Annotated in this window: 20 protein-coding genes; all 20 read left to right on the top strand. The window is 40.8% G+C overall.

All coding sequences use genetic code 11. From position 1 onward, the window contains the following. Nucleotides 1-256 precede the first annotated feature (256 nt). Nucleotides 257-898, top strand: a complete 642-nt coding sequence (locus FE782_RS09455) for an HAD family hydrolase (RefSeq protein WP_138193851.1) — start codon at nucleotides 257-259, stop codon at nucleotides 896-898. 306 nt (nucleotides 899-1,204) lie between these two features. Next, nucleotides 1,205-2,083 carry a S1 family peptidase gene (locus tag FE782_RS09460; protein WP_238392405.1) on the top strand — a complete coding sequence of 293 codons (879 nt, stop codon included), beginning with the start codon at nucleotides 1,205-1,207 and terminating at the stop codon, nucleotides 2,081-2,083. A gap of 381 nt (nucleotides 2,084-2,464) precedes the next feature. Beyond that, complete coding sequence (locus FE782_RS32775) at nucleotides 2,465-2,560, top strand: putative holin-like toxin (RefSeq protein ID WP_338016886.1); 96 nt, start codon at nucleotides 2,465-2,467, stop codon at nucleotides 2,558-2,560. A gap of 348 nt (nucleotides 2,561-2,908) precedes the next feature. Next, a complete protein-coding gene (locus FE782_RS09465; RefSeq protein WP_138193852.1) occupies nucleotides 2,909-3,430 on the top strand; it encodes a GNAT family N-acetyltransferase in 522 nt (173 codons plus the stop codon). Nucleotides 3,431-3,634: 204 nt separating this feature from the next. After that, nucleotides 3,635-4,444, top strand: a complete 810-nt coding sequence (locus FE782_RS09470) for a class I SAM-dependent methyltransferase (protein ID WP_138193853.1) — start codon at nucleotides 3,635-3,637, stop codon at nucleotides 4,442-4,444. A gap of 318 nt (nucleotides 4,445-4,762) precedes the next feature. Continuing rightward, a complete protein-coding gene (locus tag FE782_RS09475) occupies nucleotides 4,763-5,326 on the top strand; it encodes a chloramphenicol phosphotransferase CPT family protein (protein ID WP_138193854.1) in 564 nt (187 codons plus the stop codon). Nucleotides 5,327-5,663: 337 nt separating this feature from the next. Continuing rightward, nucleotides 5,664-6,092, top strand: a complete 429-nt coding sequence (locus FE782_RS09480; RefSeq protein ID WP_138193855.1) for an SRPBCC family protein — start codon at nucleotides 5,664-5,666, stop codon at nucleotides 6,090-6,092. 121 nt (nucleotides 6,093-6,213) lie between these two features. Continuing rightward, complete coding sequence (locus tag FE782_RS09485; RefSeq protein ID WP_138193856.1) at nucleotides 6,214-6,666, top strand: GNAT family N-acetyltransferase; 453 nt, start codon at nucleotides 6,214-6,216, stop codon at nucleotides 6,664-6,666. 138 nt (nucleotides 6,667-6,804) lie between these two features. Further along, complete coding sequence (locus tag FE782_RS09490) at nucleotides 6,805-7,449, top strand: P-loop NTPase family protein (RefSeq protein WP_138193857.1); 645 nt, start codon at nucleotides 6,805-6,807, stop codon at nucleotides 7,447-7,449. Between the two features lie 107 nt (nucleotides 7,450-7,556). Then, nucleotides 7,557-8,009: a VOC family protein gene (locus FE782_RS09495; RefSeq protein ID WP_138193858.1), complete on the top strand. Its 453-nt coding sequence runs from the start codon at nucleotides 7,557-7,559 to the stop codon at nucleotides 8,007-8,009. A 154-nt stretch (nucleotides 8,010-8,163) separates the two neighbouring features. Beyond that, entirely contained in the window at nucleotides 8,164-8,571 is a 408-nt protein-coding gene (locus tag FE782_RS09500; protein WP_138193859.1) for an MmcQ/YjbR family DNA-binding protein, read from the top strand. Nucleotides 8,572-8,612: 41 nt separating this feature from the next. Further along, nucleotides 8,613-8,909: a MazG nucleotide pyrophosphohydrolase domain-containing protein gene (locus FE782_RS09505; RefSeq protein WP_138193860.1), complete on the top strand. Its 297-nt coding sequence runs from the start codon at nucleotides 8,613-8,615 to the stop codon at nucleotides 8,907-8,909. Nucleotides 8,910-9,064: 155 nt separating this feature from the next. After that, complete coding sequence (locus tag FE782_RS09510) at nucleotides 9,065-9,532, top strand: 8-oxo-dGTP diphosphatase (protein WP_138194174.1); 468 nt, start codon at nucleotides 9,065-9,067, stop codon at nucleotides 9,530-9,532. Nucleotides 9,533-9,556: 24 nt separating this feature from the next. Continuing rightward, entirely contained in the window at nucleotides 9,557-10,393 is an 837-nt protein-coding gene (locus tag FE782_RS09515; RefSeq protein ID WP_158299324.1) for a nucleotidyltransferase domain-containing protein, read from the top strand. A gap of 33 nt (nucleotides 10,394-10,426) precedes the next feature. After that, entirely contained in the window at nucleotides 10,427-11,044 is a 618-nt protein-coding gene (locus tag FE782_RS09520; protein ID WP_138193862.1) for a GNAT family N-acetyltransferase, read from the top strand. A 107-nt stretch (nucleotides 11,045-11,151) separates the two neighbouring features. Next, nucleotides 11,152-11,649 carry an NUDIX domain-containing protein gene (locus FE782_RS09525; RefSeq protein WP_439116430.1) on the top strand — a complete coding sequence of 166 codons (498 nt, stop codon included), beginning with the start codon at nucleotides 11,152-11,154 and terminating at the stop codon, nucleotides 11,647-11,649. 79 nt (nucleotides 11,650-11,728) lie between these two features. Beyond that, nucleotides 11,729-12,163, top strand: a complete 435-nt coding sequence (locus FE782_RS09530; RefSeq protein WP_138193864.1) for a VOC family protein — start codon at nucleotides 11,729-11,731, stop codon at nucleotides 12,161-12,163. A 45-nt stretch (nucleotides 12,164-12,208) separates the two neighbouring features. Further along, nucleotides 12,209-12,898, top strand: coding sequence for a class I SAM-dependent methyltransferase (locus FE782_RS09535; protein ID WP_202914505.1), 690 nt, complete (start codon nucleotides 12,209-12,211; stop codon nucleotides 12,896-12,898). A 45-nt stretch (nucleotides 12,899-12,943) separates the two neighbouring features. Further along, nucleotides 12,944-13,660: a class I SAM-dependent methyltransferase gene (locus tag FE782_RS09540; protein ID WP_138193866.1), complete on the top strand. Its 717-nt coding sequence runs from the start codon at nucleotides 12,944-12,946 to the stop codon at nucleotides 13,658-13,660. Between the two features lie 323 nt (nucleotides 13,661-13,983). Next, nucleotides 13,984-14,517 carry a histidine phosphatase family protein gene (locus tag FE782_RS09545; protein WP_138193867.1) on the top strand — a complete coding sequence of 178 codons (534 nt, stop codon included), beginning with the start codon at nucleotides 13,984-13,986 and terminating at the stop codon, nucleotides 14,515-14,517. The last annotated feature ends 9 nt before the right edge of the window (nucleotides 14,518-14,526 follow it).

A 14,526-nucleotide genomic window follows, 5' to 3' on the forward strand; every position in this document is an offset into this window, starting at 1 on the left:
TGTCGTACCGATTCATTGTCTCTCGTCCCCTCGTCAGCTTTCATTTTATTTCATACGAGGGTGTTTTTCGACTGCATTTTTATCGTAGCACTCCAGTTGCTGCAACCTCCTTCGGAGGTTCGTGAATGCGAGAGACGTTATATGAAACCACCCGGAAAATCAAAAGAGCCAAAAAAAGGGAGTGTCCCGCTTACTTAAAGGTGATCAACGGCGCGTGATTGGCACGCTTGCTGCAGCTGACAAAGGAGAACGAACAATGAAAAAGTACATACTCTTCGACCATGATGGTGTTCTGGTTGATACTGAATTCTGGTATTACAAAGCGGGAGAACGGGCTCTGGCTGACATTGGATTTACCTTGGATAAAGATCAATACCTCCGCGACATGACCCAGTCATTGGGCACTTGGTCCCAAGCAAGGGCGGCAGGTATTGATGAACAGACCATCAGCAAGCAGCGTGATGTCCGCAACGTCTATTATCAGGAATATTTAAGAACAGAAGCCATAGAGATTGAAGGCGTAGTTGATACTCTAGCCGAACTGTCAAAGTACGTACGCATGGCCATCGTGACGACTGCAAAACGTGCGGACTTTCAACTTATTCACGAGGAACGCCAGATTATACAATTCATGGAATTTGTCCTTGTTCGCGAAGACTACGAGCGCACTAAGCCGCACCCGGAACCATACTTGACCGGCCTAAAGCGCTTCGGAGCTACCAAAGAAGAGACCCTGGTTGTAGAGGATTCAAACAGAGGGTTGAACTCAGCCGTGGCGGCTGGTATCGACTGTGCTATTGTCCATAACGACTTCACAAGAACACATGACTTCTCACAGGCCAGCTATCGAATCAAGTCTCTGATTGAACTAAAGGACATTATCCTGAATGTAACCTGAGCCGGAATAAAGGTAAAATTGCTTGAAGATTGTGACGAGACAGGAGAGTGTTCATTTTCAAGAGGGGGATCAAGAAGACGGATTTATTTGTATATCATTTTGATCCGAACATCGGAACAGGATTGTAGATCTCGGTTTTGTATCTTTAGTAGTATACGCGATTAAGGAATGATTTTGTGAGTTATTCGAGGAAGTCGGGTGGCATCGTATAACACCGCATTCACGCGGCGTGCCTGACGGCCCTTGGTCCGCAGACGAGATTTCGAAGAAGTGAGGCTACGGTCAACCTCCTACGGAGGTTCGTGAATGCGAGAGACATTATACGAAACTAACCATAATTTATTAGTGGGGGTATTCATGAAGCAAATACTATCACCAGCAGAGCAGATTATGCATAGTACTATACGCATAGAGTGCCGGGATAATCAAAACAGATTAAGTACAGGTACAGGTTTTTTCTTTAGTTTCACTTTTGGCGAAGATAAAACAGTTCCAGTAATCGTAACGAATAAGCATGTTGTACGAGGAGCAGTAAATGGATCTTTCCATATCAATATTGACAAGCTTAACCATCCGCATATCCCTGTAATTTACGAGACGTACAGTTTGTCGAACTTTGAGAACCAATGGTTAATGCATCCGGAGGCTGATGTCGATCTATGTGTTTTACCTATCGCTCCTCTATTAAATAGTGAGAAGCATTTATTTACAGCCCAAATTCCTGAATTTCTTATCCCAACAGAAGAAGATGAGATTGGATTTACTGCTATAGAAGATATAATTATGGCTGGTTATCCAAACGGCCTATGGGATTCTGTAAATAATGCTCCCATTTTTAGAAGAGGGGTAACAGCTACTCATCCAAGTATGAATTACAACGGCAAAGAGGAGTTCATGATAGATTGCGCATGTTTTCCCGGTTCAAGCGGTTCTCCTGTTCTATTGTGGAATGTAGGCATGTTCTCTACGAGGGATGGAAATGCCTATGTTGGAAATAGAATTAAATTGTTGGGAGTTCTCTATGCCGGACCCCAACATACTGTGACGGGTGAAATCCAAGTGGTAAATATCCCTACAACAAATGTACCTATTTCAAGATCAACTATACCAAATAATTTGGGTTACATAATTAAGGCCAAAAAACTACTAAACTTTAAGGGGATAATAGAAAAATTATTAAAATAAAAATTATAGGTAGCTTCGTATAACACCGCATTCACGCATCGGGCTGGCGCCCTCGGTCGCAGAAGTGGATTCGAAGAAGTGGTTGCTGCGACAACTCCCTACGGGAGTTTGTGAATGCGAGAGACGTTATAGGAAATCCCAGCGGAAAAAACTACATCGATAAGAGCAATCCGTGAACAGGTTCGCTTCGCCTTACAAAAGACAAACCGTGAACAGTTACGCTCCGCGTAAGAAGAATCGATTCGTGAACTCGCGTAGATAGTAAAACAAAATCAAAAAAACGAACAAACATTCTATATCCATTAGGATATAAATGGTATAATCATGAGGTACAATTGAATCTTGGGTGGGCATGGTTTCCCTTCGGAAGGAGGTGAAACCATGGAGTTGAAAGACGCGATAACGATCATGATTCTCTTCGCATCCTTTGTCCTAGCTCTTTTAACATACATCGGGAATAACTACAAGAGAAAGTAAAAACCCACCCCAAGGTTGCTCGCCGAAGGTGGGTTTTTATGTCCTGAAACTCAGAAGGGATATCCCATCCAAGCCAATTGTATAGCCGAGTGTTAGCCGCACTCGGCTTTATTACTTCTAAGAATAACATAGGGGAAACCAGTTGAAAACCCCAAAACAATTTGTAAGTTGATCAAGGAAGGCCGGGACATCCTATAACACCGCATTCACGCATCGGGCTTGCGCCCTTGGTCGCAGACGTGGGTTCGCAGAAGTAGTTGCTGCGACAACTCCCTACGGGAGTTCGTGAATGAGGAATGTTATGCGCAATACCCCAAGATCAAAAAATTAAAAAGGACTTATACAAACATGAACAAAATAAGGTTAGTAAAACCCCAAATGGAATTTGAGAGAGAATATCTATCTTTCTATAGAGAATGGAAAGATTCCGGTGAAGATATGGTCCCGTGGGTCATTAGTAAAGATCCGAGTGATTTTCAAGGTATGTTGAAGTTCCTTTCTGATAGTGAACAAGGTATTGGATTGCCTGAAGGATGGGTTCCGGATTCAACGTTTTGGCTAGTAGATCACGACAAAAGGGTGCTGGGTGCAGTTAATATTAGACATAGATTAACAGAACACTTGAAAAATACTGGTGGACACATTGGCTACGGTATCCGACCATCCGAAAGGCAAAAGGGTTATGCCACAAAGTTGTTACAACTTTCTATAATTGAAGCTCGGAAACTTGGAATAGATAAAGTCCTGGTAGTTTGCGATGCTGATAATATCGCTTCGGAAAAAACAATAATTAAGAATAGTGGAAAACCAGATATAGACTTCTATGAAGAAGATGGAAACGTCATAAAAAGATATTGGATCAAGAATTAAATGCTTTGGAGAGTGATTCGGAGAAAAGGGTACAGCGAATAACACCGCATTCACGCATCGGGCTGGCGCCCTCGGTCCGCAGGAGGGATCTTCGTTGAAGCTGGAACTGCGGACAACCTCCTACGGGAGTTCGTGAATGCGAGAGACGTTATCGGAAATCAATGCAAATCTGAAATAATAAACATATCAGGAGAAGGTGTCTTCATGGACAAAAATTCTGTAAATAAAACAATCAATATTGACGGCGAAGTTGGCGTCGCCATCTCGGTCGACATGGATAGGAATGTTGTTCGTAAGACAAACAGCTTCTATTGGGATACAAAAGGCAATGACTTCTTGAAAGCAATTGTGCTTCCTTATTATGGAGCGTTTGTCTCAGAAGAAAAATTCCAGTTTTTTGGCGATATCTCTGGAAAAAAACTACTGGAGATCGGCTGCGGAAACGGCCAATCCTTGCAATATCACGGAGAACGAAACGCATCTGAACTATGGGCTGTGGATATTTCGGAAAGACAAATCGAAAAAGCAGCTCAGCATTTAAAGTCATGCGGTATTTCAGCAAATTTGGTCTGTTCCCCCATGGAAGAAGAATGCGGCATCCCGGTTGACTATTTTGATTATGTTTATTCGATTTATGCCATAGGTTGGACCACCGATCTCGAGGGAACCTTTTGCCGGATTGCTTCTTACCTTAAAAAAGACGGTGTATTTATTTTCAGTTGGTCTCACCCTATACACAGATGTGTTACTGCAGACAATGAAAGGTTTGTAATTAAGAAGAGTTATTTCGATGAAGCTTGGTATCCGGTAGCTGTTGATGAAGGTGAACTATTGTTAGCGGACCGTATGCTATCAACCTATGTAAACGCGCTGGCGAAAGCGGGATTTGTTATTGAGCAAATGATTGAGCAAACTGATGAAGAGATAATGCAATCGCGGGATAATAACAGCGATATGGCAAAGAGAGCAAAAATGCTTCCTGTAACTTTTGTGATTAAGGCAAGAAAACTATAAGATCAGATGACCAAGCGCATTATACATAATGAACATTTAGACGAATCGACGAAGGAATTGACATCCGATAACACAGCATTCACGCATCGGGGCTAACGCCCCTCGGTCCGCGAGGAGCATTTTCTAAAGTAGATTATTAAGCGGACAACCCTGCACCGGCTAAGATAGGAGCTATCTAAGCCGGTGAGGGTTCGTGAATGCGAGGAACGTTATAAGAAATAGCCGCAAGTTCATAAAGCCCATCACAATCTAATGCATAGAAGTTATCTAAGTTAATGAGGAAATAACTTTAAGTCAACAAAAAGAGGGGTATGTCGAATGTCACATGGGACAGTTATATTTTTAAATGGAACTTCGAGTTCTGGGAAAACCAGTATTTCTTTGGAGTTACAAAAAATTTTAGACGAACCATACTTACACATATCAGTAGACAAGTTTTTATATATGTTGCCGGTTGACTATCTTAATGGAGGTAAACCAGCGGATGCAACAAAAGAAGCAATGTTGAAAGTTATAAAGGGAATGCATCATGCACTTCCCGCATTAGTTGCTGCCGGGAATAATATAATTGTCGATCATGTACTCGAAAAAAGACAGTGGCTAGAAGAATGCGTTATGTTGTTAGCGGATTACAAAGTGTTGTTTGTTTCAGTAATTTGTTCACTAGAAGAACTTCAACGAAGGGAAAGAGAAAGAGGAGATCGGAATATTGGTCTTGCAAATTATCAGTATAATCTAGTTCATACACATGGCATTTACGACTTAGAAATAGATACGGAATTCAATAAAACTCACGAATGTGCACTGCAAATCAAAAAGTGTTTGCATGAAAATCCCCATTTTAATGCGTTCAAAACATTAAAGCAAGGAGCGGGCAATTGAACTAAAGGATACAGATAGTTGAATATTGTATAGAACATATTTGTAGGTAATTCGAAGAAGGCGGCTAATGAAATCATAACCACAACGGATAATACAAGATCACAAAAAGCAATCGAACGAATAGGGGCAATCTTGAGGGTTATCTCAAAGATGAGGGAACGTCAGATAACACCACATTTACGCATTGGGCCTGACGACCCTCGATCCGCAGAAGTGCCCTCGGGGAAGCTGAGCTGCAGACTGCAGACAACCTCCTTTGAAGGTTCGTGAATCTGATGGGCGTTATGTGAAATTAACACAAAAAATTAAATCAACAATACCATAGGAGGTTTTAAACTTGCCGAATATTGAACACCTACAAATAATAAATGTACCAAGCCCAATAATTTATGATGCCTTAACTACTCCCAAAGGATTGTCCGAAGTATGGACGAATGAACTTACAGTTCGAAACCAGATTGGATTAACAAACGAGTTTCGTTTTGGAAGTAACGATATAACAAAGATGCAGATACTTGAACTTGTTAGAGACAGTAGGGTGGTTTGGAAGTGTGTAGATTCTGATCCCGAATGGATCGATACTCTTGTATCCATTGAAATTGAAGAAAAAAATCAAAAGTCATATCTCACCCTCAAGCACACCAATTGGAGAGAAGTTACAACATTCTACAGATTTTGTAATTATAATTGGGCAATATTTCTGTATAGCTTAAAGTCATATTGTGAAGATGGAGTTGGCCTGCCGTATCAAAAACGTAAGTTCTAAAAACTCTCTCATGTAATTGAAGAAGGCGTTGACATCACATAACACCGCATTCACGCATCGGGCTGGCGCCCTCGTGAATGCCGAAAGACCCTAAAACAAAAAACAGAAAAGAGAAATTTAGATGATTAGTATCTTTGGATTAACTGAAAAAACTGATAAGATCGATCAGCTTTCCAAATATGTTTGGAGTAAATGGGGAACAAAAGAAAATTTCAATTTTTACTACGACTGTATGGCTCATTCATTGATAAGCAATGATGTTCCTAAATTTTATTTTGCAGCTGATGAAGAGCAGGTTGTGGCTTGTTACGCGATTTTAAGAAATGAACTTGTAGCGCGACAAGACCTAACTCCATGGTTTGCTTGCTTGTTTGTCGAGCCTGAATATAGAGGAAACAACATGGGCTCAAAACTGCTCGATCACGCTTCCGCTGAGGCTAAAAAGTTTGATTATAAGCAGTTATATTTAAGTACTTCTCTTGAGAATTATTACGAGAAGTATAACTGGAATCACGTTGCAGATAGTTTTTATTTTAATGGCGAGCGTACAAAAATATACGTTAAAGAAGTGTAGATCAGAATAAGGCGCCCTCGTTCCGCAGAAGTAATTTTCGTTGAGGTAGGTGCTGCGGACAACCTCCTACGGGGTTCGTGAATGCAAGAACGTTTTAGGAAATCAGCGCAAACATTTAACCAGGAATAGGTGATCTTAATGGTAGATACAAGACTGATTATTATTGACGGTATGCCTGGATCAGGGAAGTCAACGACTGGCCAGTTAATTGCAGATAAATTAGATTTAGGGAATGTACAGAACACTTTTATTCACGAATTAGCAGAGAATCATCCATTAAGAATTTATGACAGGCAGTTCACTTCATTCGCCCTGAAGGATGAGGCGAATTGGTTTTCTACAAAGGTTAAGCAGTTATTTAGTCAGTTTGTTCAAGACCGTTTGAGAAGTAATCAAATAACAATAATTGAAGCTTATCTTTTTCAGAATACCATTGGCTTCGCATTTAATATGGGGATGGATTTAGACGATATAAAAGTTTTAACAAGAGACATCCAAAACATTCTATTACCACTTAATCCTGCTTTAATTTATTATTTTCAACCGTATGTGGAACAGAATTGGCGTTGGATCTGTAATATTCGTGGGCCAGAATTTACACAAGATCGTTGTGGGCTATATTCAGACGAGGATTTTGTTAAGGCAGGGGAGTTTTGGACTAGGAATCAAGATTTTGTGTTTACAATTGTTCAAGAATGGTCGATTCCAAAACTAATAATAGAAAATGAAGATTATAGATGGGATGAATACAAAGATAATATATTTAACTTTTTGAGGATTTGAGGAAACGGGAGAAGGTTATTCGAAGAAGGGCGCTGACATCGTATAACACCGCATTCACGCCAAACTTGATATGAGGCAATAAATTTGCACACAAAGGAGATAAACCTATGGGAACAAACAAATTACTAAGAATGGACAATGTCGGCATCGTTGTAGAATCCCTTGATGACGCAATCTCTTTCTTCGAGGAGATTGGCTTGAAGCTCGAAGGGCGAGCCACTGTCGAAGGTGAATGGGCCGGCCGCGTAACCGGATTGGGTTCTCAGTGCGTAGAGATTGCTATGATGGTTACCCCGGATGGCCACAGCCGACTTGAACTTTCGCGATTTCTCACCCCACCTACTATATCAGATCACCGGACTGCTCCTGTAAACGCCCTTGGTTATCTACGCGTCATGTTCACCGTTGAAGACATTGACGAAATGGTATCCAGACTCACTAAGTATGGTGCTCAGCTCGTTGGCGAAGTGGTTCAGTACGAGGACTCGTATCGGCTCTGCTACATTCGTGGAACCGAAGGACTTCTGATCGGTTTGGCGGAACAACTCGGTAACAAATAAGTAACTGACGTTTCGAATTGGAAGGCCGGCATTGTGCAGGCACCCTTGGTCCCAGATATGGGTTCGAAGATGTGGTTGCTGCGACAACTCCCTTACGGGAGATCGTGAATGCGATGAACGTTACACGAAACCAGTGCAGGAGGAGTGATGTAAGTTGGACAGGGAAGTATTATTTGAAGAATCATCGGCTGGTAAGTCTCTTTTTGAAAAAATCAGATCCTTATGTCTTTCATTACCTGGGACCAGTGAACGAATCAGCCATGGTGCACCTACGTTTTTTATTAACGATAAACTTTCATTTGTACAATATCGTGTTAATCATCACGGTGATGGAAGAATTGCACTTTGGTGTTCTGCCCCTCCAGGTGTTCAAACTTTACTCGTCGAAGAAAAACCTGAAATTTATTTTAACCCACCATATGTTGGACATCTAGGGTGGGTTGGACTAAGACTTGACCGAGATGCTACATGGACAGATATAGCCGGAATCATTGGAGATGCTTATCTTAATAGAGCACCGAAAAAATACAAGGAAATGGTGATGAAAGGAAATAATATTTAGTTTCGAGGAAGCCGGTGTTGCGGACAAGGAGTGAACATGAAATGAATGATCAAGTTATATCGCTAAGGAGTTTACAAGAGTACATTAAGGGAACGGATTATGCTCCTGATCAGAAACTACATTATTTTTATAAGTTGGTTGAAGAAATAGGGGAACTCTCAGAAGTAATCAGGAAGAACAGAAGGATCAAAGATACCGGGCACATTAAAGGGACAATTGAAGAAGAGCTGTATGACGTTTTATATTACATTGCTGCTCTAGCTAATGTGTACGATATCGATTTAGAAGAATGCTTCAGATTAAAAGAAGAGATAAATAAGGCGAAATGGAACAAGTAAATGAAAGTCATAAGGGTAAATAAAGTTGAGGGTGTGTTCTTAGAAAGCTGAATGCGAGGGACGTGAGCGAAAGATCCGGATGAGCGAAAAAATAATTATCACCAAACTTGGAGTTGACGTTCTTGAGTAAAACAGTGACCCACAAGATTTATACAATGTGTATGATTCAAAACGATGCAAACGTCTTATTAGTAAACAGGCCTGATAGATTAGGGTTTCCTGGTTATCTTGCTCCTGGCGGAAAAGTTGATTTCCCCGAAAGTATCGTCGATGCTGCGATTCGAGAAGTGAGGGAAGAGACGGGACTAATTGTAAAAGATATTATTTATAAAGGATTAGATGAATTTTGTGAGCCCAATGAAGGCCTAAGATATATGGTCTTTAATTATTTGGCAACTTCTTTCGAAGGGGAACTTCTCGAAAACCCGCCTGAAGGTGAACTTCTTTGGATTCCAATAAGGAAGGCAATGGATTTACCGATGCAGGATTGGTTCAAGAGAAGGTTCCCTTTGTTCTTTAATGAAGGAACTTTTGAATTAAGCTTTATTTGGGATAAGAACAAGGATGAGACGATCAAAGAAACAATAAAACATTATGGTATGGGGACTATCCGAAACCCTTGAAAATCGATGAAGGTGAGGTCTGAGATGAGATTTATTTCCCGACATTCCAAAAGAGATATGGAATTACCTAGAAAAAGGCATGAACTTTTGAACCGAATCATAACAAGCCTTAGAACAAATGAGGATGTTGAAGGAATCTTTCTTGGTGGCTCCCTTGCGAAAGGTAATGAAGATCACTTTTCAGACATTGATTTGCGAATTATCGTTCCTGATGAACAATACAAGAGATTTATTTTCGATAAGCAAAAACTTTCAGCACAGTTCGGGAATGTACTATTTTTTGAAGATTTAAATCCCAATGCACCATTTACAATTGCCCATTATGATCAGTTTATTAAACTGGACCTCTTTATTTATACTTTTCAAACTTTAAAACCCTCAGTTTGGCTCAAAGGAATTAAAGTGGTTCATGATCCATCCGGAGAACTACAAGAAATCGTTCGGCAATCGGAAGGTTTGTTTTATCAAGTAACTCGCGAAGAAGTAGAAGCTTGGAGCGGCAAAGTGTATGCGTATATTCATGAAGTGTATCGAAGAGTGATGAGAGAAGAATACTACTACGCCCTGACGATGATTAGCAATTTGCGTTCATTCATAGTTAAAGGGTGGAGTATGGAAGTGGATCGTCAGCCAAATGACGCGTGGGATTGGTCAAAGATTGAAGGGAGTAGAAGTAATTTAGAACCTTGGCAATTGTCGATGTTAGGCCGGTGGAGTTGCGGTAGAGATCAAGAAGAGATTATGAAGACCTTACACTCAATGATACCAGAACTTCGCAGGCTTCACGGAAATTTGTGCGATAAGATTGGGTTTGGCGAGAACCATAACAATTTCGATAAGATCGTAAACCTAGTTTTGTAAGTGATGATAATTATTCTTTTGGGGGAGATAAATTTGAAGGAAATAAACTACTCCAATTATTATTGGCAAGACGAACAAATTAGGTTACGGGCAATTGAATCAAATGATTGGGAAGCACACTATTACAATAGATTTGATTCACCGGCTCGTCGGTTATTAGAGTGCGTCGTTGAATTACCGCCTACGATCGAAGAAGCAAAGAAATTTGCTGAGACATTTGCAGGTTTTCCGTCAGGATCTGGACGAATCATGTTTACCATTACAACTTTAAATGACGAGAACATCGGAGGAATAAACCTAAATAGCATTGATGAAAGAAATGGCACTTTTAGTATTGGTATTCAAATCAACCGGGATCATCGAGGCAAAGGGTATGGTACTAGAGCAGTTAGACTTTTACTACGATATGCTTTTTTCGAGAGACGCCTAAATAAATTCAACGATTATGTTCTTGAAGGAAATGATGCCTCTGCAAACATGATGAGGAAACTTGGCTGCATTCAAGAAGGAGTTCGACGTCAAGTCATATATACAAATGGAAAGTATCATGACTTGATTTTATTTGGATTAACAAAGGATGAATTTATAGAGAATGAAAGACAAAACAATCCAGAGGTGCCGTTGTCTGAAAGAGGGTGTACTCATAGGTGAATCTGAAACAGTTCCATTCAACGATTGAATCGCTTTTCGGGGAATTGCTCATTGAATTTAAGGATCAAAGACCGCGTGCAAACTCGAGATAACAAGATCTCAAATTGGTGAGGTGCCACTTGTCACATATTAGAGTTCGGCCTACGGCCTTAATTATTAAAGACAATTCAATACTCTTAATAGAGTATGAGGATAATGGAGTACATTATAACTTGCCCGGCGGCGGGGCAGAGCCTGGTGAAACAATTATTGATGCTGTAAAGAGGGAAGCTTTCGAAGAGGCATGTATCGATATTGATGTAGGGCCTCTGGCCTTAATTTATGAATTTGCTCCCCATAAACAATCGGGTGATTATGAAGTTAATGGAAAGCATAGTTTGCATCTTATCTTTGAATGCACTTTAAAAGACGGATCAATACCACAGCTACCCCAAGTCCCAGACCCACATCAATCCGCTGTAAAGTGGATCCCTCTCGAGCAATTGGATTCTGTTTTACTCATTCCAAATATCAAAGATCAGCTAAAAGCATACATAGACAAAAGGATGAATGTCGAATTAATAGAGGACTTCAAATTAAAACCGTTAGACAAAAACAAAATGTGAATGTAATTGGAGGAAGGTGCGAGCATCTTAAAACACGGCATTCACGGCCAAGAAAGAGAAATAAAAAGGAGAGGTGAAAATGTTGAGCAAAAAAACAAATAACGCAGATGTGAGTGGTTACTGCTGCTTAAGATTCCCAGTCGTGGATTTGAAAAAGTCGGTTGATTTTTACTGCAATGTATTGGGCTATGAATTAACTTCGGCGGATTATTCCTTCGGAGAGGCTCATGTCTCATTGAAAAATGGAAACGGTCCAAGTACTTTTTTGATGGAAACCAAACCGGAAGATATAACCCATTTGAAATTCGTATTTCCTCGTTCATTTTGGATCACTAACGATACGAGGCATGTGACCATGGTCGAAATGTTAACGAATGATTTGCTTGCTTTGCATGAACGGATTAAACAGGCAGGCGCCCATATCGATACAGAACCTGTATTTACTAATGATTTCGGCTACTTCACCTTCTATGATCCGAATGGGCATTATTTCCGGGTGGTGGAAGAAAAATAACTTTTCGAGATGCGAGAACATATAATCCAGAAAAGAGGACTCGATTTGGCTACGCATGAACAAATTTATCGAAATGAAGTAGACGCATATGAGTTTATGATCAGTAAGCAGCCTGGCTTAACGAAGTATATTAACGAGATTCAACCGATCCATGGTCTGGATATCTTAGATTTAGGTGCCGGATCCGGGAGATTCGCCGCCTCACTTGCCAAGCAAGCAAAATCATTAATATGTACGGACATTTCCGAATCTATGCTTAACCTATTGGACAGCAAGCTTGAGAAACAAGGAACACATCGAAACTGGAAAACCCTCATTGCGGATCACAGGAAATTACCAATTGAAGATCAATCCATTGATATCGTGATTTCCGGTTGGAGTATTTGTTATTTAACACATACAGGAAATGAGAGATGGGAAGAGAATTTAGAACAAATATTTAAAGAAATGAAAAGAGTCTTAAGAAATAGAGGCACGATTATCATTTTTGAAACAATGGGCACAGGCACGGAAATCCCCAAGCCACCAGAATACCTGAAGCCGTATTTTCATGCATTAACAGACAAATACGATTTCAAGCACCGCTGGGTACGTGCAGATTATGAATTCCCCAGCTTTGAGGAAGCGAAAAATGGAACGGAGTTTTTCTTTGGGAAAGAAGTGGCGCAGAGAATAGTTCATAATGAATGGTCGATCGTCCCGGAATGTGCGGGGATATGGTGGAAGCATTATTAGGTGTTCGGAAAACGCACACGACATCCGATACGCGCGAGGTGTGTAATGAACCGAATTGAACGAATCAGATCTATGGAAAAGCAATATCACGATGCCTGTTATGAAAACAACAAGTTATTTCAAGAAGGATCTTGGTTGCATAAACCGGTTAAAACCGTCCTAGATTTGTTCAGCCTGTTTGATCAGAAAGAGGAAGTACAGATTTTAGATTTAGGCTGTGGCGTAGGAAGGAACAGTATACCGATAGCGGAGAAATTAAAGCATCGATCGGGAAAGGTCGTATGCGTAGATTTGTTGGAGTCAGCTGTAAGTATTCTAGGGAAATATGCCAATCAATACGGCGTTGAAGAATGGATAGACCGAACCCAAATCGACATTGGCAACTTCCCTATTGGTTTTGAACGTTATGATTATATCTTTTCAGTTTCCAGTTTAGAACATTTAGATTCCGAGGCCACTTTCGACAAGGTAATTACGAATATGATTCAAGGCACGAAGGTCGGGGGAGTGAATTGCATAATCATCAGTACCAATGTAACGGAGACACTCATTGACTCCGGAACGAATGTTGAACCGATGTATGAGTTAAATTTTGAGACACAATATCTTATTGATAAGTTTCAAGATGCTTATAGAGGCTGGGAAACCTTGAAGCAGACTACAAGACCATACGATGTAGAAATCGAGAGAGAAGGGAAAAGGGTATTGCTCCACGGCGACGTAGTGACATGGGCGGTACAGAAAGTCGGCAATTGCGTCTAAATCTTACCTGGAGGTCATCTTGAATTGCAATGATGAGCGAACAGATTATTGTTCTATTTCAGCTAGGAAATAAATGGTATAATCATGAAGTGTGATTGAGTCTTGGGTGGCATGGTTTCCCTTCGAGTGGATGTGGCCATGGTGTTGAGGGACGCGATAACGATCATGATTCTTTATCGCAACCATTGCCCAAGCTCTTTTACCATTCAGCGGGAATAGAAAGTATAACCCACCCCAAGGCTGCTCGCCGAAGGTGGGTTTTTGGCATTTTTAACTTGCTCGGTCTACAAGAGGCATTTTCTAAAGCGTTGGGAGTGAAAACTTTGATATTCGTTATCAGACATGGACAGACCGATTGGAATAAAGAGGGGCGGCTCCAAGGTAGACAGGGTTTGCCCCTTAATGAGATGGGTAAAGCTCAAGCGGCTAATTTGAGGGATATTCTAAAAGATACTAGGTTTGATATTGTTTTTTCTTCCCCTCAAGAAAGGGCAATCCAAACCGCGGAAATCGTAACCGGTTTAAGCGTCAGCGTCGATTCCAGGCTAGATGTTTACGACCTTGGCGAAGCGGACGGTTTGAAAAGAAGCGAAGTTCGTCTTCACGGACATATTCCGGATCCCCATTTCTATAGAGGGGTGGAAGATGCGAGAGCTTTTATGAAACGAATTTTTGATTTCATGAATGAGCTGCAGAGCAATCTCGACATGAAGGATGCAAATCTTTTAATCTCAGGGCATAGGTGTACGACTGGTTGTATTGGAGCTTATTTCAATGGATTACCGAGTGACGGGAACATTTTGAAATACGCATCGGAAAATGGGGGGTACAAGACTTATACATTCATAAGCGGTTAAGGAGGTTGT

The organism is Paenibacillus antri, assembly GCF_005765165.1.
Classification (GTDB): domain Bacteria; phylum Bacillota; class Bacilli; order Paenibacillales; family YIM-B00363; genus Paenibacillus_AE; species Paenibacillus_AE antri.